The sequence below is a fragment of the Alicyclobacillus hesperidum genome (genome assembly GCF_900107035.1).
In the GTDB taxonomy this organism is placed as follows: domain Bacteria; phylum Bacillota; class Bacilli; order Alicyclobacillales; family Alicyclobacillaceae; genus Alicyclobacillus; species Alicyclobacillus hesperidum.
In genome coordinates this window covers 166526-192921 of record NZ_FNOJ01000004.1, presented here as the reverse complement: position 1 = coordinate 192921, position 26396 = coordinate 166526, and the positions used below count along the sequence as shown (strand labels likewise).

General features: G+C 54.8%; 24 protein-coding genes and 1 riboswitch. Of the genes, 6 read left to right on the top strand and 18 right to left on the bottom strand.

What is annotated here, in order from left to right; all coding sequences use genetic code 11:
- Window positions 1-31: 31 nt before the first annotated feature.
- From BLU70_RS04705 to BLU70_RS04675, 7 genes are all read right to left on the bottom strand, one after another.
- Window positions 32-2338, bottom strand: coding sequence for a ribonucleoside-diphosphate reductase subunit alpha (locus tag BLU70_RS04705; protein WP_083341152.1), 2307 nt, complete (start codon window positions 2336-2338; stop codon window positions 32-34).
- Window positions 2339-2495: 157 nt separating this feature from the next.
- Window positions 2496-2691, bottom strand: a riboswitch (cobalamin riboswitch).
- Between the two features lie 167 nt (window positions 2692-2858).
- Window positions 2859-3287, bottom strand: coding sequence for a PaaI family thioesterase (locus BLU70_RS04700; protein WP_006447623.1), 429 nt, complete (start codon window positions 3285-3287; stop codon window positions 2859-2861).
- A gap of 12 nt (window positions 3288-3299) precedes the next feature.
- Window positions 3300-4937 (bottom strand): long-chain-fatty-acid--CoA ligase, encoded by a 1638-nt coding sequence (locus tag BLU70_RS04695; RefSeq protein ID WP_074692415.1) that lies wholly within the window; start codon window positions 4935-4937, stop codon window positions 3300-3302.
- 29 nt (window positions 4938-4966) lie between these two features.
- Entirely contained in the window at window positions 4967-6748 is a 1782-nt protein-coding gene (locus BLU70_RS04690; protein ID WP_006447625.1) for an acyl-CoA dehydrogenase family protein, read from the bottom strand.
- Between the two features lie 52 nt (window positions 6749-6800).
- The gene (locus tag BLU70_RS04685; protein WP_040290139.1) at window positions 6801-7985 is read right to left on the bottom strand and encodes a thiolase family protein; all 1185 of its coding nucleotides are present in this window, start codon (window positions 7983-7985) and stop codon (window positions 6801-6803) included.
- Between the two features lie 31 nt (window positions 7986-8016).
- A complete protein-coding gene (locus BLU70_RS04680; protein ID WP_040290141.1) occupies window positions 8017-10410 on the bottom strand; it encodes a 3-hydroxyacyl-CoA dehydrogenase/enoyl-CoA hydratase family protein in 2394 nt (797 codons plus the stop codon).
- Entirely contained in the window at window positions 10407-12572 is a 2166-nt protein-coding gene (locus BLU70_RS04675; RefSeq protein WP_074692477.1) for a (Fe-S)-binding protein, read from the bottom strand. Before BLU70_RS04675 ends, BLU70_RS04680 begins: the two co-directional genes overlap by 4 nt.
- A 196-nt stretch (window positions 12573-12768) precedes the next feature.
- On the opposite strand from BLU70_RS04675, the gene BLU70_RS04670 reads away from it, so the two are divergent.
- Genes BLU70_RS04670 through BLU70_RS04660 form a run of 3 tightly spaced genes read left to right on the top strand, consistent with a single transcriptional unit; the run spans window position 12769 to window position 15175 of the window.
- On the top strand, window positions 12769-13365 hold the full coding sequence (locus tag BLU70_RS04670; protein ID WP_006447629.1) for a TetR/AcrR family transcriptional regulator: 597 nt from the start codon (window positions 12769-12771) through the stop codon (window positions 13363-13365).
- Between the two features lie 26 nt (window positions 13366-13391).
- Complete coding sequence (locus BLU70_RS04665) at window positions 13392-14165, top strand: electron transfer flavoprotein subunit beta/FixA family protein (RefSeq protein WP_006447630.1); 774 nt, start codon at window positions 13392-13394, stop codon at window positions 14163-14165.
- A 23-nt stretch (window positions 14166-14188) separates the two neighbouring features.
- Complete coding sequence (locus tag BLU70_RS04660) at window positions 14189-15175, top strand: electron transfer flavoprotein subunit alpha/FixB family protein (RefSeq protein ID WP_006447631.1); 987 nt, start codon at window positions 14189-14191, stop codon at window positions 15173-15175.
- Window positions 15176-15280: 105 nt separating this feature from the next.
- On the opposite strand, the gene BLU70_RS04655 is transcribed toward BLU70_RS04660, so the two are convergent.
- Genes BLU70_RS04655 through BLU70_RS04635 form a run of 5 tightly spaced genes read right to left on the bottom strand, consistent with a single transcriptional unit; the run spans window position 15281 to window position 17242 of the window.
- Entirely contained in the window at window positions 15281-15790 is a 510-nt protein-coding gene (locus BLU70_RS04655; protein WP_074692414.1) for a hypothetical protein, read from the bottom strand.
- Complete coding sequence (locus tag BLU70_RS04650) at window positions 15787-16035, bottom strand: hypothetical protein (RefSeq protein ID WP_006447633.1); 249 nt, start codon at window positions 16033-16035, stop codon at window positions 15787-15789. The genes BLU70_RS04655 and BLU70_RS04650 overlap by 4 nt, the downstream gene beginning before the upstream one ends.
- 19 nt (window positions 16036-16054) lie before the next feature.
- The gene (locus BLU70_RS04645) at window positions 16055-16549 is read right to left on the bottom strand and encodes an Hsp20/alpha crystallin family protein (protein ID WP_006447634.1); all 495 of its coding nucleotides are present in this window, start codon (window positions 16547-16549) and stop codon (window positions 16055-16057) included.
- A 42-nt stretch (window positions 16550-16591) separates the two neighbouring features.
- Window positions 16592-16861 (bottom strand): hypothetical protein, encoded by a 270-nt coding sequence (locus tag BLU70_RS04640; protein WP_006447635.1) that lies wholly within the window; start codon window positions 16859-16861, stop codon window positions 16592-16594.
- A 30-nt stretch (window positions 16862-16891) separates the two neighbouring features.
- Window positions 16892-17242, bottom strand: a complete 351-nt coding sequence (locus BLU70_RS04635) for a hypothetical protein (RefSeq protein ID WP_074692413.1) — start codon at window positions 17240-17242, stop codon at window positions 16892-16894.
- 136 nt (window positions 17243-17378) lie between these two features.
- Between BLU70_RS04635 and BLU70_RS04630 the strand changes: the two genes are divergently transcribed.
- The 3 genes from BLU70_RS04630 (at window position 17379) to BLU70_RS04620 (ending at window position 18266) form a co-directional block, all read left to right on the top strand.
- Window positions 17379-17633, top strand: a complete 255-nt coding sequence (locus BLU70_RS04630; RefSeq protein ID WP_040290147.1) for a hypothetical protein — start codon at window positions 17379-17381, stop codon at window positions 17631-17633.
- Between the two features lies 1 nt (window position 17634).
- Window positions 17635-17883 (top strand): hypothetical protein, encoded by a 249-nt coding sequence (locus BLU70_RS04625; protein WP_006447637.1) that lies wholly within the window; start codon window positions 17635-17637, stop codon window positions 17881-17883.
- A gap of 83 nt (window positions 17884-17966) precedes the next feature.
- The gene (locus tag BLU70_RS04620; protein ID WP_040290150.1) at window positions 17967-18266 is read left to right on the top strand and encodes a Dabb family protein; all 300 of its coding nucleotides are present in this window, start codon (window positions 17967-17969) and stop codon (window positions 18264-18266) included.
- A gap of 32 nt (window positions 18267-18298) precedes the next feature.
- Here BLU70_RS04620 and BLU70_RS04615 read toward each other — a convergent pair whose 3' ends face one another.
- The 6 genes from BLU70_RS04615 to BLU70_RS04590 form a co-directional block, all read right to left on the bottom strand.
- A complete protein-coding gene (locus BLU70_RS04615) occupies window positions 18299-19378 on the bottom strand; it encodes a GGDEF domain-containing protein (RefSeq protein ID WP_244885119.1) in 1080 nt (359 codons plus the stop codon).
- A gap of 95 nt (window positions 19379-19473) precedes the next feature.
- Complete coding sequence (locus tag BLU70_RS04610) at window positions 19474-20076, bottom strand: conjugal transfer protein TraF (protein ID WP_074692412.1); 603 nt, start codon at window positions 20074-20076, stop codon at window positions 19474-19476.
- Window positions 20077-20211: 135 nt separating this feature from the next.
- Entirely contained in the window at window positions 20212-22149 is a 1938-nt protein-coding gene (locus BLU70_RS04605; protein WP_100218665.1) for a bifunctional homocysteine S-methyltransferase/methylenetetrahydrofolate reductase, read from the bottom strand.
- 14 nt (window positions 22150-22163) lie between these two features.
- Entirely contained in the window at window positions 22164-25607 is a 3444-nt protein-coding gene (gene metH, locus BLU70_RS04600) for a methionine synthase (RefSeq protein ID WP_074692411.1), read from the bottom strand.
- A 253-nt stretch (window positions 25608-25860) separates the two neighbouring features.
- Window positions 25861-25965, bottom strand: a complete 105-nt coding sequence (locus tag BLU70_RS14335) for a putative holin-like toxin (protein WP_143027481.1) — start codon at window positions 25963-25965, stop codon at window positions 25861-25863.
- Window positions 25966-26174: 209 nt separating this feature from the next.
- Complete coding sequence (locus tag BLU70_RS04590) at window positions 26175-26366, bottom strand: hypothetical protein (protein ID WP_006447647.1); 192 nt, start codon at window positions 26364-26366, stop codon at window positions 26175-26177.
- Between the last annotated feature and the right edge of the window lie 30 nt (window positions 26367-26396).

The window sequence follows — 26396 nt, the reverse complement described above, 5'->3', positions numbered from 1 at the left end:
CTTGAGCGAATACCGGGCATGTTCTTCGAGATCATGACGAACAAGCCACGCAGTCTTCCACTTCCACTGCTTTACTGCGAACATAGTAAACCGTCTTTAAGCCCTGCTTCCACGCCAACAAGTACAGGTCCAAAAAAGCCTTCGCACTGATGTCAGGTGTGATGTACAGATTAAACGACTGACTCTGATCTACGTGCCTCTGGCGCACCGCGCACGCTTTGATGCTCCAGCTCTGGTCGATGGTGTGCGCCTCTTTGTAGTACCAGAATGTGCGTTCGTTCAAATTCGGCGCCGTTTGCGGCACGACACCATTTTTCTTCTCCTCGAGGAAGAAGCGTGCGAACACCGGATCGATCCCGGCGGTACTGCCCGCAATGAGGCTTGTACTGCTCGTCGGCGCGATGGCGACAAGGTACGCATTACGCACACCGTAGCGAGCAACTTGTTCGCGTAGCGTATCCCAATCCGGGCCACCCGGGCGGCTCCTGTAACCGCGCAGTTCGAAATATTCACCCGTCTCCCAATCAGAGCCATGAAAGAGTGGATACGGACCCTTTTCCTTTGCCAGTTCCAGCGATGCCTCAATGGCAAAGTAATTGATCCATTCAAATAGCTCGTCGACATGCCGCAAGTGCTGCTCAGATTCCCAAACGAGCCCGTTTTCGGCGAGATATTGGTGATAGCCGCTGATGCCAAGGCCAACTGCTCTGTACTTTCGATTCGTGATGGCCGCCTGTGCGACAGGGTAGTGATTGAGATCGATCACATTGTCCATCGCGCGAATTTGTCGGCGCACCGTCTCCCGTATCGACTCGCGATCACGACACCGTCCAAGGTTGAGCGAAGACAGGTTACACACGACAAAATCTCCGGCTTGTTGGCGCACGGTGACGATATCGCCTTCTACAATCTCCTCACTTCGCCGCGATGGGCTCATGTTTTGCATAATTTCAGTACAAAGGTTGCTGCAATAAATCATGCCCGCATGCTTGTTCGGGTTTAAGCGATTCGCCGCATCGCGGAAAAAGATAAATGGTGTGCCGGTCTCAAAGGCAGATTGCATCATTCGTTTCATGATTTCGATGGCCGGAATTTCGCTTCGAGGCAGGTCAGAATGGTTTACGCAAGCCTCGTATCTACGTTCAAACTCTTCGCCCCAAGCATCCTCCAACGAAAATCCCATCACCTTTTGCACTTCGTACGGACAAAACAGATGCCACGTACCACGCTCTTCGACCCGGCGCATGAACAAATCAGGAATGCAGACACCTGGAAAAATGTCGTGTGCTTTCATGCGCTCGTCGCCGTTGTTCGTGCGCAATTGCAGAAAGTCAAGAATGTCTTTATGCCATACGTCTAGGTAAACAGCCGCTGCACCGCTGCGCATGCCCAATTGATTACAGCTAACAGCCGTATTATTAAAGTTCCGAATCCAGGGAACCACGCCACCGCTGGCGCCGGGATGGTTGCGGATAGCCGATCCGCGCGCGCGAATTTTGCCAACGTAAATGCCCATACCACCACCGAATTTCGACACTCTTGCAAAAGCCTCATCTGTCGCGTATATGCTGACGAGATCGTCCTCGGGCATGTCGATGAAACAGGAACTCAATTGATGAAACGGTTTGCGCGCATTGCTGAGCGTCGGTGTTGCAACGGTCGCCTGTAACGTCGACAGCATGTCGTAGAAACGTTTCGCCCAGTGGAGCCTGTCCTGTTCCTTCATCGCCAGATGCATAGCCACGCCCATGAATAGTTCTTGAGGCAGTTCCATGATGCCACCGGCGAGGTTGCGAATGGCATAACGATCCATGAGTTGTTTAAGACCAACGTAGTTAAACAAGTAGTCCCGCTCGGGCTTGATATAGGCGGCCAGTTCCTTGATTTCTTCTTGACTGAAGTGCTCGCGTACGTAGGTGCCGTAGCGTCCGATTCGTTCAAGCTGTTCTATCAATTCATGGAAGTCCCCATAACCGATGAAGTCGTATCCGCGATTGCGTCCGGCCTGCTTGTAGCAATCCAATAACAAGAGCCGTGCAGCGACAAACTGCCATTTCGGTTCACTCACATTTGTCATCTCTACGGCTGCCTGGATTGCAATCTTGGCAATCTCAGACGTCGTCATGCCGTCGCGCAGCTGCGGGTAAATCGCCTGCGCCAAGCTTTCTGGATCATACCCGTCGACTTGTGCGCATCCGCGCTCGAGAAATGTATAAAATTTATTCAGGTCGAATCCTGCCTCCCTGCCGTTGTACTTGTACACGCGATATGACGCAAGCCGCTCGGTCCATCCTTCCCACTCCATTTGCACCACTCCGGTCGCGCTTTGTTCCGTCATGATCTATCCGCTCCTCATCGCTTTCATAGAAAAACCCTGTTCCCATCAAGGAACAGGGTTCGACATTCCAAAACTACGGTTTTGATTCGAGCTAAGCCAAAGCGCTCGAACCACGTGTTTTCACGTCCATCGCCCCTTCCCAATCCCTCGTGGGAGTGATGCACAACCAATCCTGGCAGGTCTCCGGACTGAGTCTCATCTGTGCCAAAGCGCCTTCCCCCATCAAGGACGGAGTGGCTGGCTGAAAGCCATAGCTTGCACATCGAACATCACCGTGGCGAGGACCGTTCCAGCTTTCCACTGGATTCCCTTTTCACTCGCGATTTGCGAGCACCAGGATTCGTCTATGTAATTGTGGTTTGCAGAATGAGATTAACACTAGATATAGTGTATTACAAGTCTCGACAACCAAGTTTGCGGTATATTTGCGGTATATTTGCGGTATATGTGTAAGCAATGCGGACGACGAAGCGCGAGCGGACAGTTCCGCTCGCGCTTGTGGATAACGCAACGTATGGCATTACGTCGACTTGTGTAGGACGCGGAACGTGCCCGTGGCAAATGCGCATAACCTGCCATCATCGCTATGGACATGTCCCTCTACTGTCATCGTGCGTCCGCCGCGGTGGACAAAGGCAGCCTTCGCACGCAGTGTACCTTCCGAGACCGGTTCGGTGAAGTGTACGTTGAGGTTGGTGGTTACAACCGGATCCTCTGGGTACTGCAAAATCACCAATACCCCCATCAACGAATCGAGCAACGTCGCATGAACGCCCCCGTGCAAGATACCTGCCACGTTGAGATGATGAGGACGAATCTCCAGTTCTGCTTCGATCTCGTTCTCTCCAATAGCGGTAACACGGATTCCCGTGTAATCGGAAAAAGTTCCCGCCGCAGTGCGCTCCAGAACCAGAGGATCAACGCCGTGCGGATTCATCGACGACCGCATCTCATCCTCCCCTTATGCATTTTGTTTGCTTTCTTCGGTAAGTTCGCGGCGTAAAATCTTGCCCACTGCGGACTTCGGTAGGGATTCTCGAAATTCGTAGGCCCGCGGCACCTTATAGGCAGCCAAATTCGCTCGACACCATGCGTCCATTTCTTCAGCCGTCACCTGTTGGCCTGGCTTGAGTTGAATAAACGCCTTGACCGTCTGCCCGCGATACGAATCTGTGACCCCGACCACGGCCGCTTCGGCGACCGCCGGATGCTCGTACAATATCTCTTCGATCTCGCGCGGATAAATGTTATAACCGCCCGCGATGATGACATCCTTTTTGCGATCGACGATATAGAAAAAGCCGTTCTCATCCATCTTACCGATATCTCCTGTAAAGAGCCAGCCATCGCGGAGAACGGAAGCGGTTTCAGCAGGCTTATTCCAATAGCCCTTCATCACCTGCGGACCGCGTACCACCAATTCACCGATTTCCCCTGCCGCCACATCGTTTCCATTTTCGTCGACGATACGCGCCTCCGTGTCAGGAAATGGGATACCGATTGAACCATTTTTACGCTCGCCCCAGAAGTTGTTCGCATGCGTGATGGGCGAAGCTTCTGTCAAGCCATAGCCCTCCACCAGTTTGCCGCCGGTCAAACGTTCAAACTGCGCTTGCACTTCGAGTGGCAAAGGAGCCGCTCCACTCACACATATTTCGATTGACGAAAGATCATACTGACCGACGTCAGGGTGATTCATGAGCGCAATGTACATGGTCGGCGTCCCCGGAAAGACGGTTGGCTTAAATTCATGGATGAAGCGCAGCACATCTTTCGCTTGAAATCTAGGCACGAGAATCAGCATGCCCGCCTTATACATGGCTTGATTCATCAAAACGGTCATACCAAAAACGTGGAAGAAAGGCAAAGCTCCCAAGTACCGTTCTTGACCATCCCGCAATTTATACGACCACAGGGCACTTTGTATCGTATTGGCAACCAGATTCAGATGCGTCAACATGGCTCCTTTGGCGACGCCCGTCGTTCCGCCCGTATACTGAATCAGTGCAATATCCTCCGCCGCGTCGATCTCGATCCGCGGTAGCTCCGAAGCTCCTTGCCGAAGTAAGATTTGCCACAATATAACGCCGTTTTGCTCTGTAAGCGATGGGGATTGCGCAAGCGGCGTCCCCGACGGCAGATAGTCTCGCATCGATGTTACAATGACGTGTTGCAGATCCGTTTCGTGCCGAATGTGCTCAACCTTTGGGCACAACTCATCGAGCGTGACCAACGCCTTTGCACCGCAGTCCTGCAACTGGTGTTTCAACTCTCGCTCGGTATACATCGGGTTGTTTTGGACGACCACGAGACCTGCCAGCAAGGCACCATAATAGGCGATTACGGCTTGTGGGCAATTGGGCAACATGATGGCGAGCCGCTCCCCCTTAACAAGGGGGAGTGCTCGCACGGCATTGGCAAAACGACAGCAAGCGTCAAGGAGTTCGCGGTAGCTCATCGTATGTCCGAAGAACCAGATAGCCGGGTTGTCCGGAAACCGTTGCGCGGAGTGAACGAGGAAAGACGCCAAGTTTTCCTTAGGATAGGCAAACGAGCTTGGGACTTCCTCCGGATAATGTGCTAACCAAGTTTTCTCCATGAGCTCACCATCCTCTCCAACCGTTCGCGTCAGCATACGTATTGTTCTGCGTCGACCACGGCACGGCCAATTTCGCGTTCCAGGCCGATGATGTCGAGCTCTGTGCGGCGCGCAAGCCGTTTGACCACCGACAACTGCATGCGTAAGGCATCTCCTTGCTCGATGCGCGCCAAGCATTCCTTCGCCAACCGCTCGATCTCGCCCAACGATTCGTACGCAAACGCCTTGGTCATCGCGATCGCGTTGGCACACGCGCCTTCGCCTGCGCGCTCGACGTGCTGCATCGTGCGCAACCACGCGCTTTCCATGGCAAACGTCAGTATAGCAATGTCTGCGAGGTTGGAGAGCACCTCTTGCTCTTCGTCAACCCGTTGTTGAAATGCCTGTGCAGCAAGCCCACCCACCATGAGGAAGATGCGCTTCGCATTGGCGATGTACTGTGCCTCTTCGGCAAGCGTTCCTTCTGGTGCCGAGAGCGCCGGCGTCATCTGCATCAACTCTGCCTGCAGAGCCTGTGCCTTTTGTAAGAGTGGCAGTTCACCCTTCATGGCACGGCGCAGCATCGTTCCCGGAATCAATAGGCGGTTGATTTCGTTGGTTCCTTCGAAAATGCGGTTGATCCGCGAGTCGCGATACATGCGTTCGACCTTGTACTCCTTGATAAAGCCGTAACCGCCATGAATCTGCAACGCTTCGTCGACGACATAGTCGAGCGTCTCCGAAGCAAACACTTTGTTGATGGAGCACTCAATCGCGTACTCGGCGATGGCCTTTGCCGACAGCATGCCTGCGTTTGGCCCTGTTACATCGACGTCTGCCAAAGCCGCATCGAGCAGGCCTGCTGTGCGATAGACCACACTTTCAAGCACAAATGTCCGCGTGTTCATGCGCGCAAGCTTTTGCTGAATCAGTGGGAACGAGGAAATCTTGCGTCCAAATTGCTGGCGTTCATTCGCGTAATGAGCCGCCAATTCGATAGCATCCTTCGATCCGCCAACAGCACCCGCAGCCAACTTGAAACGTCCGATATTCAGAATGTTGAACGCGATCTGGTGGCCTTTGCCGACCTCATACAACAGATTTTCAACCGGCACATGCACATCTTCAAGGATCAACTGGCGGGTTGATGATCCCTTAATACCCATCTTCTGCTCTTCAGGACCGACGCTCACGCCAGGCATCGTGCGTTCGACAATAAAGGTGCTAAACAGTTTCCCATCGACTTTTGCGTACACGACGAATACGTCCGCAAAACCAGCGTTCGTGATGAACTGTTTGGTGCCATTTAAAATGTAATACTTGCCGTCGTCCGACAAGCGCGCCGTCGTCTTCGCGCCCAGCGCATCCGAACCTGACGAAGGCTCCGTCAAACAGTACGCGGCAATCCATTCACCGGTGGCGAGCTTCGGCAAGTACTTCTGCTTTTGCTGTTCGTTGCCAAAGTAGACAATCGGCAACGTGCCAATGCCTGTGTGAGCACCGAGCGAAAGCCCGAACGATCCTGCTTTGGATACCCGCTCGTTGATGAGCGTTGCGCTCATTTTGTCGAGGCCAAGACCACCGTATGCTTCTGGAATTTCCGTCGACAATAAGCCGATTTCGCCGGCTTTGCGCAGCAGTTTGACGGTCAGCTCATAGTCCAATCCTTCAATTTGCTCCTGATGCGGGGAGACCTCTGCCTCGACAAAACTGGTTGTCGTCTCGGCGATCATGCGTTGCTCGTCCGTCAACGATTCCGGCGTAACAATGGAATTCGGATCGGTATCTTCAATAATAAATCCGCCGCCAATCGCAAGTGTCTTATTTGCCATCGCAAAACCTCTCCTTTATTACGTACATAGTGGGATATTGAAGCAAGTCGCCTTATGCCCGGTGTACTTCAAATACGCCGGCCGCACCCATGCCGCCGCCGATGCACATCGACACGACGCCATAACCACCGCCGCGCCGGCGCAGTTCGTGAACGAGCGTCGCCGTCAGTTTGGCGCCCGTGCAGCCAAGTGGATGGCCTAGGGCAATGGCGCCACCGTTGACATTGACCTTCGCCGGGTCAATCTCAAGTGCACGCATTACTTGCACACATTGTGCAGCAAACGCTTCATTGATTTCGAAAAGGTCGACATCGGCAAGTGAAATTCCGGCAAGCCTCAAGGCTTTCGGAATGGCGCCCACAGGACCGATGCCCATCACCGCCGGATCGCATCCGGTCACCGCAAAGCTGCGAAATGTCGCAAGTGGCTTTAGCCCGAGTGCCTGTGCGCGCTCGGCGCTCATGATGACAGCCGCTGCCGCGCCGTCGCTCATTTGCGACGAATTGCCGGCCGTCACGCTGCCACCGCGTGCAAACGCCGGTCGCAATGACGCCAATGCTTCTGGTGTCGTGTCCTTACGTACACCTTCATCCTGAGTGACGTGAACATCGCGCGACCATGGCCGTCCGTTGTCGTCGATTCCATACACCTTGGTATCAACCGGTGCAATTTCTTCATCAAATTTGCCCGCCTGCTGTGCAGCGTACGCCTTCTGGTGACTTTGATAGGAAAATTCATCCTGATCATCGCGGCTGACCCCGAAGCGTCTGGCGACGTTTTCCGCCGTATGGCCCATGGCAATGTAAACGTCGGGCATCTCGGTCAAGATCCCAGGATGCGGGGCCGGCTTAAAGCCTGTCATGGGCACGTGACTCATGCTCTCTACGCCGCCGCCAATGGCCACTTCCGCGTGCCCGAGCATGACTCTTTCAGCCGCCTGCGCGATGGCTTGCAGCCCAGACGAGCAAAAGCGGTTGACGGTGACCGCGGGCACGGATTGCGGCAAACCGCTGTACAGTGAAATGATGCGCGCGACGTTCAGACCTTGCTCGCCTTCTGGCATCGCACAACCGATGACGACATCCTCGACCTCCGCCGGATCCAGCCCGGGAGCACGCGATAAAGCAGCCTGAATGGCCACTTTGCCTAAGTCCTCGACGCGCGTGTGCGCGAACAGACCGCGCTTCGCCTTGCCAACTGGCGTTCTCGCAACGGAAACAATCACTGCTTCCCGCATATCTGTCACTCTCCTTTTTCCGAACACTTCATTAGTTGCGAAGCGGCTTTCCTTTCGCGAGCATGTATTGCATACGTTCCTGTGTTTTCGGTTCACCACACAAGCTGACAAACGCCTCGCGCTCAAGGTCAAGCAGATACGACTCGCTGACCAGTGAGTCCGCTGGAACGTCCCCGCCCGCCAAAACATGTGCCAGTTTGTTCACAATGAGCAAATCGTGATCGGAAATGTAACCGCTTTGCCACATGCCGCGTGCCGCCATCTGCAAGACCGCCTTGCCGTCGGCACCAGCCACGCGAATGCGCGCGTCGCGCACAGGTGGCGTGTAACCGTGTTCCGCCATGCGTAGCACTTCTGCTTTGGCCGCGGCAATTTGTAGGTCGCCGTTGACGATCACGCGATCATTCTCGGAGAGCCACCCCATCGCCAAGGCGTCATCGCCGCTGGTCGAAACTTTAGCCGTGCCGATGGTCTGGAACATCCGTGCCAGATGTGGCACCAGATCCTCATCAGCAGAGACCGACTCGGACACGCGACGAGCGGTTTCTTTGCAGCCACCCCCTGCAGGAATCAGTCCCACACCGACTTCGACCAGCCCGAAATACGTTTCAGCAGACGGCAATACGCGGGACGAAGCAAGACATACTTCCACACCGCCACCGAGGGTCATCCTGTGCGGCGCTGCAACCACTGGCACCGCCGAATAGCGAAGCGTCGTCATGGCCTTATGGAACATGCGCACAGACAAGTCGATCTCGTCCCAGTCACCTTCCTGTGCGGCCATCAGCATCAACATGAGATTGGCGCCAACACAGAAGTTGCGGCCCTGATTGGCAATCACCATACCTTGGAACTCGCGCTCTACAATGCTTACGCTTTGTTCGATCATCGCGAGAATATCCGGACCAATTGCGTTATTCTGCGAGTGGAACTCGAGGCACGCCACGCCATCGCCGAGGTCGACGAGGCTCGCACCAGCATTCTGTTTCACGACCCGGCCGACCTGTTTGAGAGACGCGAGATCGATGACACCGGCAGGAACCTGTACAGGAGCAGACATTCCGCCCACAGGCATATAGACAGCGCCTTCACGCTCCTCATAGAACGCCTTGTGCCCTTCGGCGATCCAGGCTTCCACCCACGCAGGCAAGGTCAGGCCTTCTTCTTGCATCCGCTTTGCTGAGGGAACGAGACCGATGGCATCCCACAACTCGAATGGGCCGAGATCCCAATTGAAGCCCCATCGCATTGCAGCGTCCACGTCTTGCGGCGAATTTGCGATCTCGCCCATCTTCTCGGCGGAATAAATCAATACCCGCTTAACGATGTCCCAGGCCAGCTGCGCGTACTTGTCTTTGCCCGCGAGCAAAGCCTGTACCTTCGCCTTTCCGCCTTTGGCAGCCTTGGCCGCCTCAAGCGACGCAGACTTCACTTTGACTTGTTCGCGATATTCCATAGTCGCCAGATCGAGAGATAGAATGCGAGTCGTCCCGCCATCTTTCACCTTTTTGTAGAAGCCTTGCCCCGACTTCTCGCCAAGCCACCCGCGTTCGACCATTGATCGAATTGCGTCCGGTACGATGAACGCCTGTTGCTCCACAGGATCAGATACGTGGGCGTGGACGTTGTAGGCAACGTGCACAAAGGTATCGATCCCGACCAAATCGAGCGTGCGGAACGTCGCACTGCGCGGACGCCCTAGCGCCGGCCCGGTCACAGCGTCCACTTCCTCGATGGAAAAGCCGCCCTTTTGCATTTCTTCAAATGTCACGAGCAGTCCATACGTACCAATTCGATTGGCAATAAAGTTCGGCGTGTCTTTCGCGATCACGACGCCTTTACCAAGCCTGCGGGTTGCAAAATCAGCCATAAAGTCGACGAGTTCTGGATCCGTGTCGCTGCCGGGAATAACCTCGAGCAGCTTCATGTAGCGCGGCGGATTAAAGAAATGCGTTCCCAGGAAGTTACGTCGGAACGCGTCACTGCGCCCTGCAACCATCTCGTTGATCGAAATTCCTGACGTGTTGGAGCTGACAATCGTTCCAGGGCGCCAATACTGCTCAATGCGCTCAAGTAACTGTCGCTTTGGCTCCAGGCTTTCAACAATCACCTCAATAACCCAGTCGACCTCGGCAATTTTTGCGAGATCGTCCTCCAAATTGCCTGGTTGAATACGTTGTGCAAACTCGGGGCGATACAGCGGCGCCGGGCTCGCTTTGTGCAATCTGGCGATTGCCTGTGTCGCCAAACGGTTGCGCACGGCCGGGTGGTCGAGCGTCAAGCCGCGCCGCTCCTCTTCCGCGGTGAGCGAAGTCGGAACCAAATCTAGCAACAAGCAGGGAATTCCGACGTTGGCCAAGTGCGCCGCGATAGCGGCACCCATGACGCCTGAGCCAATGACGGCAGCTTTGCGAATGTGTCTCATCGAGCTCCTACCTCCTCGTCTTCCTTGTTCTGCCGGACATCCTCAGCAAATACGGATGCCGCCAGAAGTTCTGCGACGTCGCGCGCCTTTACGGTGTCATCCGTTTCGGTGAGCTTCGTCCCGTCTTCCATCATCGTGAGACAATACGGGCAAGCGCTTCCGATTACGGTTGGATTGACTGCCAGGGCCTGTTGCGTGCGAGCTAAATTGATGCGCTTCCCCCTGGTCTCCTCCATCCACATGCGGCCGCCTCCAGCGCCGCAGCACATGGCGTTTTCTCGGTTGCGTTCCATTTCCACCAATTCGACGCCAGGAATAGCTTCTAAAATCTCCCTTGGAGCGTCGAACACGCCATTATAGCGTCCCAGGTAGCACGCGTCGTGGTAGACCACCCGTTCGTGTAAGCGATGGGTTGGACGCAACTTGCCTTGCTTGACTAATTCGGCAAGCAACTGCGTATGATGGTAAACTTCAACTCCCTCCATCCCAAATTCGGGATATTCATTTTTCAACGTATTAAATGTGTGTGGGCATGCGGTGACAATTTTGCGCACGCCATATTGTTGAAACGTCGCGATGTTTTCCATGGCAAGTTGCTGAAACAGCATTTCATTGCCAAGGCGTCGCGGCGTATCACCCGAACCGTTTTCTTCGTCACCCAAGATGGCGAAGTTGACGCCAGCCTCGTGCAACAACCGCACAAACGCATGTGTGACCTTGCGCACTCGGCGATCGTAAGAACCCATGGAACCGACGAACAGCAGGTATTCAAAATCAGGATTTTCATGAACCGTCGGTACAGGAACATCGAGCCCGCTGGTCCAGTTACTGCGTTCATTGCGGCTGAGACCCCAGGGATTTCCTTGCCGCTCGATGTTTTGCATGGCGCGTTTCGCCTCGTTCGGCATGCTTCCTTCCATCAAAACGAGATAACGGCGAAGGTCGATAATCTTGTCGACGTGCTCGTTGTCGACGGGACACTGATCTTCGCAATTGCGACACGTCGTGCAGGCCCAAATCTCATCTTCGGTAATGACATCTCCGATGAGGTTGAGTGTGGAAACGTCTGCCTCCTGCAAAGTCCATGACTCTTTTTGCCAGTGCAGCGTGGGCTCGATGTCGACCAATGCGTCGCTTGGAAAGTCAATGTCTTCGCCACCCGCGGCCATCTTGTGCGCAGCGCCATCGTGTTGTGGCAACAGATAAGCTGGCTCAAACGCCTTGGTATGGGTTACCGCGGCACCTTTTTCCAGAAGGTGATCGCGCATCTTGACAATCAAATGCATAGGCGACAGCGGTTTACCCGTGTTCGACGCCGGGCAGACATTGGTGCAACGTCCGCACTCGACACAGGCGAAAAAGTCGAGCATCTGCTTGCGGTTGAAATCTTCAATTTGACCAACGCCAAACGACTCCGCATTTTCGTCTTCGAGATCGAGCGAACGCAGCCGCCCTGGTGCATGTTTGCGCCGCAGAAAGACGTTAATCGGCGCAACCATGAGATGAAAATGTTTGGACTGTGGGACGTAAATGAGAAATGTCAAAAGAATACATACATGCAACCACCAAAACACATAGAAGCAGACCTCGGCCGCCGTCGTGCCGATACCAGACAGCGCGCTCGCCAACAGCGAAGAGATGGGGCCATACCACGAAGCCGCTTCGTGATGCCACACGCGCTCGAACGATAGGTCCAGCAGTACACAGACCATCAAGCCTGTGATCAGGAGCAGGACAATACTTGGCTTAAAGCCCCGCTTTAGACGCTTTAGGCGTTCTCCATAGCGGCGATAGGCCGCATAGGCGGTTGCCAAAAGGATGAGAATCGCCACACATTCTTGGCAGAATGAGAAGGATTCGTATGCGGGATACGGAATGTGTTTCCCTCCTGTGAGTCCCTTCGCAATGAGATCAAGTGCGCCAAATTGCAGAATGATGAAGCCGTAAAACATGACAAAGTGCATCGCGCCACTTTTTGCATCCTTAAACAACTTCTTTTGGCCAAATACCTGTGCGACAAAGCCGCCTATACCGGAGTGCGTATCGACGGCTACTGGTTTGCCAAGCAGCAAGTATTGATAGCGTCGGTAGACAACGATGCCAAACAAATACAGTGCGTAGGCCACCACCAACGCGAAAGCAATATCATTGACAGCTGTCATCCTGTCCATCACATCCTTCCTCGAAAAAGCCTGTACATTCATGCCATAAAGGACTTGTCCGCAACCGCTTTCAGTCCAGATGATGAAGCCCTGTTGCACAATTGACATTCGCGTCCACGGCATTTACTATGAGGATACAAAAATGAATGAGCATTCATTCATTCTTTGACAAAGATATTAGCACCGAGGTGAATGCATGACAAGTGGATTGGCAGAGAAAAAACGCGAAAAATACGATGCCATCCTCAGTGCGGCCTTGAAAATCTTTGCCGAATACGGTTATTTTGGCTCTCAGGTTTCCAAAATCGCACGTGAGGCGGGCGTGGCTGACGGCACTATCTATTTGTACTTCAAGAGCAAAGAAGACATTCTAGTGTCGCTGTTTCGTGAAAAGCTGGGCAACCTGGTTCGCATGTTTCACGAACACATCCACGAAGACGATCGCGCAGACGACGCCATCCGTAAAATTTGCGAACTACACTTCACAGAACTTGAAAAGAATGTTGATCTCGCGAAGGTAACCCAGTTGGAACTGCGCCAGAGCTCGTTGGACTTGCATCGAGAAATTAGCAACGCACTCAAGCCATATATTCAATTGATTGAAGATGTCTTGTTGCGCGGGATCGATCAAGGTGTCTTTCGGCCCGACTTGGACGTGAAACTGACGCGCCTGTTGTTGTTCGGCGCCATGGATGAAGTGGTGTCATCGTGGCTGATTTCCGGCCGGCGCTACTCGTTGTCCGACCAGGTCGAAAAGACGGTCGATTTCTTCTTGCGCGGATTGCGCGCGTAGCACCTATTGCGAAAGGGGATTGCAATATGAACGTCATCGTATTGATGAAACAGACGTTTGACACAGAAGAGCGGATCCGCTTGGTCGATGGCCAGATCGCCGAAGACGGCGTCAAGTGGATCATCAATCCTTACGACGAATACGCGGTCGAAGAGGCTGTCCGCTTAAAGGAACAACAGGGTGCATCCGTAACCGTCGTCAGCGTGGGCAACGAAGATGTCGCGCAGGCGTTGCGCACGGCACTCGCGATGGGCGCCGACGAAGCAGTGCTGATTGACGGAACAGATTTACACGATGAGCGCGCGATCGCGAAGGCGCTTAGCGCATACCTGGCCAAGACGCCATTCGACGTGTTGATGGCAGGTAACTTCTCCATCGATAACGGTGCCGGTCAAGTCGCCATCCGCGTCGCTCACCAACTCGGGCTGCCACATGTCGCCGCCATCACGAAGCTCGCGATTGACGGTGGCAAGGCGACGTGTGTGCGGGAGGTGGACGGCGACGTGCAAACGGTGGAGGTTCAATTGCCTGCTCTCTTCACGGCACAACAGGGACTGAACGAACCGCGTTACCCATCTCTACCGGGCATCATGAAGGCCAAAAAGAAACCGCTCACAAATGTTACCTTACGCGATCTCGGTCTGTCTGCAGACGACGTCGCACCACGTGTCGCGCGCATCGATCTCTCCCTCCCGCCAAAACGCCAGGCAGGACAACGCCTGAGTGGAGATGTGGAGGCACAAGCCGAGCAACTCGCCGACATCATTTTGCAAGCCACCGGCCAGGCCGGCGCTCGCTGAAGATTGACAGGAGGAGAAGAGCTATGGGAAAAACAGTGCTTGTCATCGCAGAGCAAAAAGATCAAAAGCTGCGCCAGGTGTCGCTTGAAGCCTTAGCGGCAGCAAGGCAACTAGCCGGCGACGGCGGCAACATCGTCTCCGTGCTCGTTGGCGACAACGTCGATGCCGCGGCGCAACAACTCGCCGATCATGAACAATCGCAAGTCGTGTGTGTTACCGCAGATATACTTGTCTCGTACGAGGCTGAACATTACTTCGCGGCAGTGCAACCGGTCATCGACGAAGTTAAGCCGGATATCGTCATTCTGCCGCATACGGCAAGCGGCCGTGACCTTGCACCGAAGATCGCATGTCATCTTGATGCTGGCCAGATTTCCGACGTCGTCGCGATTGAAGCGGTTGGCGAAGACGTCACATTCAAGCGTCCGATCTACGCTGGCAAGGCATTTGAAACAAAGCGCTTCCTAACTGGTCCCTGGGTGGTGACCATCCGTCCGAACAACCTCCAAGCCGATGCGACGAACGGTGCAGCCGCCCCCATCGTCAAACGAACCTATACCGAACCGACGCCCGTGCGCAGCCAGGTCGTCGACGTTCAGCGAAAGAGCGGCGACACGCGCGACCTCACGGAAGCAAAAGTGGTCGTCTCCGGTGGCCGCGGCGTGCGTAGCGCGGACGGCTTTGCGCCGCTTGCCGAACTGGCTGAAGTGCTCGACGGCGCCCTCGGGGCTTCACGCGCTGCTTGCGATGCAGGCTACTGCGACTACAGCTTGCAAATCGGCCAGACCGGCAAAGTGGTCACGCCGGACGTCTATATCGCGTGCGGCATTAGTGGTGCCATCCAGCACCTCGCCGGCATGAGCCAGTCCAAACTGATTATTGCAATTAATAAGGACGGCGAAGCGCCGATCTTCGACATCGCAGACTATGGTGTAGTTGGCGACTTGTTCGAGATCGTCCCAAAACTAACAGAAAAGCTGCGAGACAAGATTGCCGCGGTTCGCTCGTAAGCGCTGCCTTTCGGAGTCGTCGCTGTGCCGCAACGCTTGCGGCACAGCCGACGCCAAACCTTCGCCATCGTGTGCTCGACTTGCCGTGCCAGGACACTTAGGTGGTTAACCCATGCGCGAGAACAGTCCCGTCTTGACGTCATCATCGTGAATCAAGGCGTCGATCACGTCGGTGTCGAAGTTGATATTGACGTTGCACGCTTCCTCGTTGTGATCACCGTACACGTCCCCAGTGGCCTTATTCGTTTTCTGATGTTGATCCCATCCCGTAATGCGGCTGTCGCCGACAAAGACCCCTGCATTTTGCTGCATGCTACTGATGTTCATCCCCTGAAACGCGACGTGCGTTTCCACGGGCGCCGCATGGTGCTCAGCTAACACGTGCACATCGCGATCATCAATCGGCGTATCAATGGCATCTGCGTCATGGAGTAAAGTCCTGTTGTATGCCACCACGCTATGTGAGCCAAGATCGCCAAAGCCTGTGTTCGATTTGCTATGTGCACTAAGCCCGTAGACGATGTTCTGCCCACCGATGTTCACAGCCGATGAGCTTTGTACGGAGTCGATCTGCAGTTGTAATGGCAGCCAAGTCGATATCCCCTTCGGCATCATAACTGTACACTCCAACTGGGTTTTAGATCCTGATCCATGATCACGCCGTCAATCAACTCCAAGCCGTCGAAATTGAAGTTTAACCCTGCGATCAGCGCATTCCCAGCACCGAAGACGGCACCGTGGCCGCTGTTGGACTTCGCGTGTGCATCCCAGCCGGTGATATTGGTTTCTCCGATGAAGACGCCCGCGTTCTGCTGTGGCGTATTCGTATAAATGGCGCCGAATGAAATCAGTGTCGGCACGAGCCTCGACCCCTTCCCCTTATTCGTCGCCCGAAAAGTCGATCGCGATCGCGTCACCTGGCTGTTCGCGCGCCTGGTCTTTTTGCAGGTAGACGACCAAAAGCCCACTTCGGTACATCGCCTTCGTCGAATCTGGTAATACGCGCTCGGGCAGCTCGATCTCGCGATCAAACGCGCCATGGAAGATTTCAGACATCATCTTCTGTTCATGCGTGCCGGAAAAGTAATTCGGCACCGTGCCGCGTACGCGCAAAAATCGCGATCGAACGCTGAGTGCGACGTCTGAAGCAGACTTTAAACCGGGCAGCGCGATTGCGGCAATGAGTTCGGTACTGCGATTGTACAAATCGATGGCGGGAAACTCGGATGCAGTTCGCTCCTCCTGAAAAAAAGGCATGCTCTGCATGTTCGGTAATGGGAGGTTTTTGAAAAAGTCCTGCCCTAAAAACTTTCGCATGTCTCCCAAGTCGCCGAGTTGGTTGATAAAATCAAAAGGATTGTTAGACTTGTTCAAGCTAGACGCCTCCGAATCACAGCTATGACCGCAGGCAGCAGCCTAACGGCCGGACAGCCAACTGGATAGCCAGGATGGCCGCACATGTTCGGGTAACACTGCGAGGTCCAGCCCATCCGGGTCATTTTGGAGTGTTCGATTTCCGTAAATTGCAGATTTTTCGCCGTACACGTTGCCAAAGCCTTGATTCTGTTTCGAATGGCTCTGGAAACCCGACGCCCATGTGTTGCCCATGTTGAGACAGGATGCACCTGAAATCTGATGAATCTGAATGCTGCCGATGATGAAAGTCGGTGACAGCGCGTTGCGCACGCGTTCCCCTCCTTGTCAAAAATGCGTGATTTACGTATCGCTTGCCCGTGCGTTCGCGTCTGTGAACGATACGCGATATCCCGTCCCCGTTTGCGCGATCCCGCTTGGAGAGGAAGGTTGCGCCTCAATTCCCTTCGCACCTGGATTCTCAATGCCAAAGTTATTTCCGAAATTGAGCGTCCCACTCAGTTCATCAATGTCGAAATGGTCCACGCGAAATAGCAATTCTCGAAGCGCAACCTGGTCGACATGCAGATGCTGAACCGTCACCTGTACTGTATGTTTCGACTGTTCGTCCAAGGCATCGCGCACGGCTTGCACGAGTTCTTCCAGACGAGCCACCATCTCGCGTTCGCGTCTATGCCTGCGAAAACCCAGCATCGCACTTCCTCCTACGGGCGCTCGGCCTCGTTTCATATATATGTACGAGCCGCACTTTTACGCCTCAGCGTAACGTGTAGCAGTTCTGCACGCTCGAGCAGGCGCATACAATCGGCGAGAAGACGGGGGTGGGAGTATGCCCACATGGATTCTCGTAGACCGCATCGATCACAATTCCGCACAGCAAAATGCAGGATTATTTGTCGGCATCACAGCACACGGAGGATTCGACGCCAACATGAAAATCGACCGCGGCCGCGCTAGCGTTTATGGATTTTGGAACATATGCCCCAATTGGTACGCAGCAAACCTGAGTGGATGGACGTGGCTCGATGGAGCCATTGACGATCGCGATAGGAAACCAACACTGTCTGTAAAAAGAGGCGACTGACATGCCAACGTGGATCATCGGAAAACACATTGTGAGCAACGTGCCTCAACAGAACGCGGGTATCTGGGTGGGAGCGCACACATTTGGCGGATTTGATGCAAGTGCGAAGACGAACCAGGGGCAGGCTGCTATCTTTGGGTCTGCCAACTGGCTCCCCACGCAGCGAAGCATCAATGTCGACCAGGTTAGTGTGTATAACGGTGTCATGTATGACACAGATGTCAAAGACACGTTTCGCTTCGGACGATAAAGCATCGTCAGCGACCTTGATTTCGATGAAACGATCGAACGGTGGTACACTGATGGGGACAATCGAAGTGGAGGTATCTTTACATGTACGAACATATGGTACTCTTCCGATTTGCGTCCGAACCTTCAAAAGACCAACTGAACACCCTATACGCCATGGCTCGTCAATTCCCAAAGCATATCCCAGGTATCGTAGACGTCGCCATTGGACGCGACACGACTGGGCGTAATCAAGGTTTCCAAGTCGGATTAACGGTGCGTTTTATCGACCGCGCAGCCCTCGACGCCTATGGACCTCACCCTAAGCATCAGGAATTGGTTCAGTATAGCCTGGAGATGGGGAGAACGGACATTATCGTCGTCGACTTCCCAATTGAAACCTGAAACAAACATCAGACGGACAAGGCGGCTGGCATCTAACGATGCACCGCCGCCTCCTTTCGTGCGCGTTTGTTCGCATAGAGCCGCTCGTCGGCTTTCGCATAACACGCCTCAAACGTCGTGCCATCTACCCCCCATTCCGCACCGCCTACAGAGACCGCATAAAGCCCGTTGGCACGATTGCCAACGACGTTCTGAATCTGCAACATGAAATCGTGCCAATGCACCTTCGACTGGCAAAAGATGATAAATTCATCGCCCCCCAGGCGACCGATGAGACCACCATCCTCCACGCACGTCGAAATGGCACGCACAATGTTGCGTAGCACGCGATCACCGGTTGGGTGTCCATACGTATCGTTGATCTCTTTAAAATTGTCGACATCGACCAACCCGAGGATCAGATGTTCTTTATCATGCAACCGTGAACGATGATGATTGACCAAGCGTGCGACTCGGCTTTCCATACCGCGGCGATTCCAAGCACCCGTAAGCAAATCGCGTTGGCTGGCATGTTCAGCGATACGCAAGGCCATGATCATATCCAATGCCAGCGATACCTGTGCAGCACAGGCGTCAACGAGCGCATTACTCATCTCGGCCGTCACCCGAGTCGCGGCCCGTGTGCGGGCGACAAGGAGAGCACCCCGCACTTCTTCGCGCGAATAAATGGGCCATACGCCAAATTCCAACAACCCGTAGCCATGCACGAGCTCGGCAAGTGATGGATTGGGTATGTCTTCTGCCAACAACCAACGATCCGTAGGAACGTCAAGCGTAAGGCTCGTTTCGAAAAGGGATTGAAGCCCACTGACAAACTGACCATCATCTGCGAATGCACCCCAGGGCGCAAAAGCAGCCGGAGGCTGCGGAACGAAGTCTGTTTCAATACCACGCTTTCTGTAAATAAAACAGCCGGTGTCGATTTGTCCAAATTCTCGTAAAGCCTCGCCAGCGAGTTCCAGCAGTTCGATTCCGCGCTGTGCTCTGCCCCATTCCCTCGTATGAGCATAAAGCCTGCGCAGCAAGTTGGCTTCCATGTCTCCATCTCCCGCGATGACCAACGTCCGGACAATGGTTGGTGCCATGCCATCGACGGACGTCAGATACAGCACCGAATCTTAGATCACATAAGTTCAATACTGAAATTCGACGTGCGGAACTCCGTTCCTGCTCGCCACCTCACAACTAAAAAACACATTTCATCCATTTAAGATAATATCTGTTTCCAGATTGCAGACGTATGCTCACCAAAAAGGCTGAGCGTCTGTCCACCTTGACGGTACACGAGCGTGGGATATCCCAGAGGGGCGTACTGATCACCGGCATTTGGTGCGAGTATGAAGTATGTAGGAAAGTTAGCTAGGTGTAACTGTGCTCGTTCCGCGCGATCAATTCGAACCGCGTCAGCCAGTGTTGCGCCACTCGGATATCCGACGTCGACCAAGGTTGGAATTTGTTTAAGTTGCGATTGAAGCTTGGTCAACAGTTGAAGTGTGCGCTGGCAATGGGGGCACCAATAGGCGACAAACAGGAGCGGGCCGTGGGTAACGTCAAGATGCGCCGACTTGCCATTGGCTTGCAGCACAAGGACATCCTTATACAGGGAGCCTCCGACTGGCTGAGAGTCTAACTTGGTGTCAGGAGCAATGATGTTGTCGCTTGTCCTATTTTGAAAAACAAGCGGATGAACCTGATTCCGCACCACCTTGGCGCCGCGAGACTGGTTTGCTGCGCCAGCGGTCCCGCAGCCAGAGACCGTGCCAATCGCCAAAGCGGCACACAAGATGGTTATTACACCGACCCTTCGCATAATCCGACCTCATTTCAGAACGAAAGTCTGCTACCTCCTTTACCCTATCCGAATGCGAAGATCGGTGCAACGACGTGAGGTGCACAAACACGGTGTATAGGAGAAATAGATCCGAACGGGTCCCAACCAGGCTGATTATTCGCGTCGCGCCGCCGATGCCACAGCGGTTGCCGTACGCTCGCGAATGTAGGCCGTAAGGCGCACCGTAATCTCAAACTTAAGAAACGGCGTCACCAAATAAATCCCTCGATAATAGGTAAGGGCGCGATCCACCAATGATTTTGCGATCTCCATCCCCACCTCTTGAGCTTCTTCAGGAGCCGTCTCCCGCATACGCGACAAAATGTCTGCAGGAATAGAAATACCAGGTACTTGATGGTGAATAAACTCGGCATTGCGGGCGCTGGTCAACGGCATGATACCAATGAGAATCGGGACGCCCAAATCTCGTGTCGCTTCGGCAATCTGCTCCATCAAGACCGGATCGTACACCGGTTGTGTCATCACAAAGTCCGCCCCAGCTTCGACTTTGCGCCGCAAACGATCGACCGCCTTGGCGAAGTTGTGAACATGGGGGTTAAACGCAGTGCCGATCACGAACTGCGCCGGGCGCTGCAACGGTTTGCCGGAGAAGCCTACGCCATCGTTCAGCTTGCGCACCATTTTCGTCAAGTCCATCGACGAAACGTCATAGACGCTGGTTGCGCCGGGCAAGTCGCCATAGCGTGACGGATCTCCTGTAATCAGCAAAATGTTGCGAACGCCGAGCACGTGCAATCCCATGAGATGTGACTGCTGTCCAATGAGATTGCGATCGCGGCAGGTCACGTGTACGAGCGGTTCGATGCCGCGCTGTTTAAGCACACTCGCCAAGGCCATATTGGATATGCGCACAGAACCAAGCGAGTTGTCCGCCATCGTGATCATATCCGCACCAGCTTCGGACAGTGCCGTGGCACCGGCTAAAAACCGCGCAGCCGATAGATGCTTTGGCGGATCGAGCTCGACAATGACGGCGGTCCGCTCCTTTAGCGTGTCGACGATAGACGGTCCTAGTGGCGTTTCCGCACCCATACCCTCCATCTCGTCGCGCCGATTGTCCGCTACTACGTGTATGGACGATGGCTTTTGAGGCGGCTCTGCCCAAGTCTCTCCCCTATCCTGTGCTTGTAGCGCGAGGACCAGCTTATGGATGTGCTCGGGAGTTGTCCCGCAGCAACCACCAAGCCAGCGTACACCGAGCCGGGCAATGTCGGACATGACACGGGCAAAGTCGTCGACGTCGCCCGTATAGGCCAAGCCCTCCGATTCGCTCCGGTGCAAAATTCCTCCGTTTGGCACCGCAGCATAAGGGCCATCGTCGAACACAATTTGCTCGAAGGAGCGCAGAATGCCGTACGGGCCAAGCCGGCAGTTCAGGCCGACAACAGACGCCCCAGCTTCTCGCAATGTCGCAAACGCCTTCGTCAACAATACCCCGTCGCGCGTAACACCGACTTCTTCTGGTGAGAGGTTGGCTACAATCGGCAATTGCGGCGCCATGACACGGACAACCCGTAGAGCCAAGAGTAGTTCTTCAAGATCTGGGAACGTTTCAAGCACGATGCCGTCGACACCCGCTTCGATCAAGGCGAAAGCCTGCTCCTCGTACACCTGGCTCAGGCGAGATCGTTCATCGGCCGTCAATAGTGCTCCGTAACGGGTGCCGCCAGCTGCCGGACCCATTGTGCCATAGACGCTGGCGCGATCCGCCACAGCTGCGCGCGCCGTGAGGACGGCTTGCTCGTTGATGGCTACGGTTTGGGCGTCGAGCCCGTGGCGCGCGAGATCGAGGCGATTCGCAGCGAAGGTGTTGGTTTGCACGACCGTTGCACCGGCCTCGACATATGCACGATGAATTTGCTCGACGAGCCGCGGCTTGGATAAATTCAATTCTTCCGCGCAGACGCGGATCGGTACACCACACTGGTGTAAATACGTCGCCATCGCCCCATCGAAGATGACGTAACGGCCACCGGCGACCGCCAACTCGCGAGGAACTTTCGCCCATGTCTCCCAACCGCCTGATGGCATCCCGCTGTCTCCTTTCATCCAGCCGATGAATCGGCTTCCACGTTAAAATAGCGCGCCTCCGGATGACTAAACACGAGCGCCGACACAGATGCTTCTGGATCCATCATGAAGCCGTCGGTCAAGGCCATGCCGATATCCTCCGGTTTCAGCAGTGAGAACAAAATCTGCTGCTGTTCCAAATCCGGACATGCCGGATATCCAAACGACACGCGAATGCCCTGATAACGCGCGATAAACCGTTCTCGCATTGTCATCGACATCGGATCGGGGAATCCCCACATGTCGCGAAGTTGTTGATGTAGACGTTCCGCAAAGGCCTCCGCAAGCTCCAAAGCGATGGCCTGCAGGGCATGCGCACGTAAATAGCTACCTTCCGCCTTTAAGCGTTCCGACTCGGCGCGAATCGCCCCTCCGGTCGTCAAGGCAAACATGGCGAGATAGTCCGTGCCACTTCCCTGAGGACGCACAAAATCAGCTACACAGAGATATGGCTCTTTGGCCTGCCGCGGAAACGCGATGCGTGCCCGCTCCGACTTGCCATCGCGATCAAACACGACGATATCGTCGCCGTCGGCCACCGCGGGCATGAACTGGTACACCGCGTGGGCGCGGACAAGTTGCTGCGCCTCTGCATCCTGCAAAATCCCTTCCACCATCTGCAACAGCTCTATAGCTTGCCTGTCCTTGTTGGCGATCCGCTTTTCGACATTGCCTGTCAATCCTAGATGTTTTCCTAGGAGCATTTGCAGATTTAAGTATGGACGCAATAGTTTGAGCGGATAGTCGCGCAACACGTGTCGATCTAAATCGGGGGGCAAGTAGATTGGTGCGTCGCGGCGAATACCGGAACGCCTATGCACCTGTGACGATGCCTGGCTGCTCACACGCCCTCCCGCGATGTCGGCAAAAGCCTTACGCTCTTCGGCCACGCGGTTAATCAGTTGATCGCGTTGCGCACTTACCAATTGATTGGCTATTTCGAGTCCTTCCATCGCATCTTTCGCGTAAATGACGGGACCTGTATATTTGTCTGCAATTTTCGTTAGCGTGAACTTTTTCGTCAACGCCGCACCACCCACCAACAGCGGGATGTCGATGCCGGCGTGGGCAAAATCCTCCGCCGTTACGACCATTTGTTGTGCCGATTTAACAAGCAGTCCCGAGAGGCCCACCATGTCGGGCTTGTGTTCGCGAATCGCCTGAATCAGCTGCTCTGGAGGCACCTTGATGCCAAGATTGATCACCTCAAACCCGTTGTTGGCAAGAATGATCTCGACCAAGTTTTTGCCAATATCGTGCACGTCGCCCTTCACCGTCGCCAATATCAGTCTGCCTTTCGCCTGGACGTCGGCCTTTTCCATGTGCGGCTCGAGATATGAGACGGCCGCCTTCATCACTTCGGCGCTTTGCAACACTTCTGCGACAATCAGCTCATTGTTGTTAAAGAGACGGCCAACCTCGTTCATGCCGTCCATCAGTGGCCCATTGATAATGTCGAGCGGGGTGTAACGTGCAAGCGCCTCGTCGAGATCGGCAAACAAACCATCTTTCGACCCTTCAACGACGTACGAGGCAATCCGCTCTTCGAGCGACAACGATTCCTTTGCCGCTTTGATGGCCACGCGTTTCTCCCGAAACCTCGCGGTGAATTCGGCGACAAGCTCGTCGCTCGTCGCAAATAGCAGTCGATCGCAGAGATTGCGCTCATCTTCTGGGATCGAAGCATATCGTTCCAAGCGTTCGCTATTGACGATGGCATAGCCCAAACCTGCACGTGTACAGTGATATAAGAAAGCGGCGTTGAGCACCTCGCGCCCAGCCGGTGGCAACCCGAACGACACGTTGCTAATTCCCAAGATGGTCGGACACTCCGGGAGTTGCTCACGCAACATGCGAATCGCCTCGACCGTCTCCTCCGCCGAACCAATGTACTTCTCATCGCCCGTGCCGACCGGGAATGTCAGCGGATCGATCAAAATGTCCTGCTTGCGCAAACCGTAGCGCTCGGTCAGTAACGAAACGGCGCGCTTGGCGATCTCGACTTTGCGTTCGCGCGTCACGGCCATGCCGCGTTCGTCGATGGTGCCGACGACGAGCGCCGCACCATAAGCGCGCGCCAACTCCGCGTAACGAGCCAATCTAGGTTCGCCGTCCTCCAGATTCGTCGAATTGATGATGGCCTTGCCCTGAATATGCTTTAAGGCGCTCTCGACGACCGCCGGATCGGTCGAATCAATCATCATGGGCACCTTCACCTTGCGCACCGCGAGCGGGATCAATTGCAACATGTCCGCCAACTCGTCGCGGTCCGGATCGGCCAAACAGATGTCCACCACTTGCGCGCCAGCCCGAACCTGCACGCGTGCGATCTCGGCCGCAGCGTCGTAGTCGCCATCCGCGATGAGCTTGCGAAATTTGCGCGACCCAATCACATTTGTTCGCTCCCCGACGATGACTGGTCGCGCGTCATCTTGCAACAACAGCGCCTCCATACCTGCGACTGCGTGCACGTGCATAGGCACAGCCTGGCGCGGACTAAGCCCAGACAACTGCCTGCGCAATTCGCGGATGTGATCAGGCGTCGTTCCACAGCAACCGCCAGCCATATTCAGCCAACCTTCATGGGCGAAGTCTGCCATCTTCTTAGCGAACGCAAACGGCGTTTCCAGATAGCGGCCCTCTTCGTCTGGCAAGCCTGCGTTCGGATGGCAACTGACAGCACACGATGCGAGCCCGGCGAGCGCCCGCATGTGATCGCGCATTAACTCCGGTCCCGTCGCACAATTCATCCCGATGGCGAACGGACGCAAGTGCTCGACCGACAAGTAAAATGCCTCGATATTTTGGCCGGCCAGGGTTGTCCCCATCGCCTCGATGGTACCGCTGACCATGACGGGGATTGTGCGCTTTAACTCGCGGGCCGCCAGCTCGATAGCACGCCCGGCGGCCTTGACGTTGAGCATGTCCTGCGCGGTTTCGATCATCAAAAAGTCGCAACCGCCCGCCATCAGCCCCAATGCTTGAATGCGGTAACTGTCGACGAGTTCATCGAATGTCGCACCGCCAGTCACCGACAGACTCTTCGTCGTCGGTCCCATCGATCCGGCGACGAAGCGGGGCCATTCGGCGGTCGTCAGGGCATCCGCCGCTTCGCGTGCGAGTTCTGCCGCCCGCTTGCTGATGGCAAACGCCTGCTCGGCAAGCCCGTATTCGGACAAGACGAGCGGCGTGCTGCCAAACGAATTCGTCTCGATGACATCAGCCCCGGCCTCTAGATATGCCAGGTGAATGCCTCGGATGAAGTCCGGGCGAGTTATATTTAAATATTCATTACATCCGTCGTAGGCCGCGCCCCCGAAGTCATGAGGATGCAGGTTTGCCTGTTGGATCATCGTGCCCATAGCGCCATCCAAGATGACGATTCTCTCCGCCAACACCTGTTCCAGTGCGAATGTCATGTCTCTCTCCACTCACATTCTCGCGCGACAATTTCCGATATTGTAGCATAAGTTGAGATGTTCAGACACAGGTTTTTCGACAAGTGCCTAGCGAACGGATTGACGTATATTTGTCATGTGTTAGACTAAACATGAAAAAGAGCCGAAGGCGGGGACCTTCGGCTCGGGCATCGGCGCCTTGGGCGTCGTCCCTGCCCAATCGGTACATGATGGGCCAGTAACCGCCGCCCCAGAGGCCAAACAGTGGGGGCGGTTACTTGCGTTTTAGGGCAAGAACCACGGTGACGACGAGCGACAGCAACGCGACGATGAACGACCCAAATTGGATCATCAACGACAACGCATTCGCCACGCTCACAACCTCACCCCCTCCCGTCAAGACGGGCAGGGAGCGAACCCCACGACAATGCCTTCCTTATATAGTACCAGCTTGTCCTCACATTTTGGAGGGCGTTTTCATTCCAGATACGTCAAAACGAGTCGCATGTACGTTCAGATGAGGAATGTCATGTCATGCATAGAGGGCGATCCGTCGTGGATCGCCCTCTTGGGTGTGTGGACCTGTCATCAACCGTTTGACTGCCTCTTGCCATGAGGAATGTTCGCCCGGTGGTACTGCTTCCACGGAACCACGGCGTCGATGCGCGTGCTCATCATGTGATTACGCCGCTCGACCAACGACTCAAAGTGGTGATTTTGCTCCAGTGCACCGACGAAAGCAAAATGATCGTTGTGGTTGTCCGTATGCTGACCTGACATCAGTCGCCACCCCCGTTTGCAGAGTCCCCC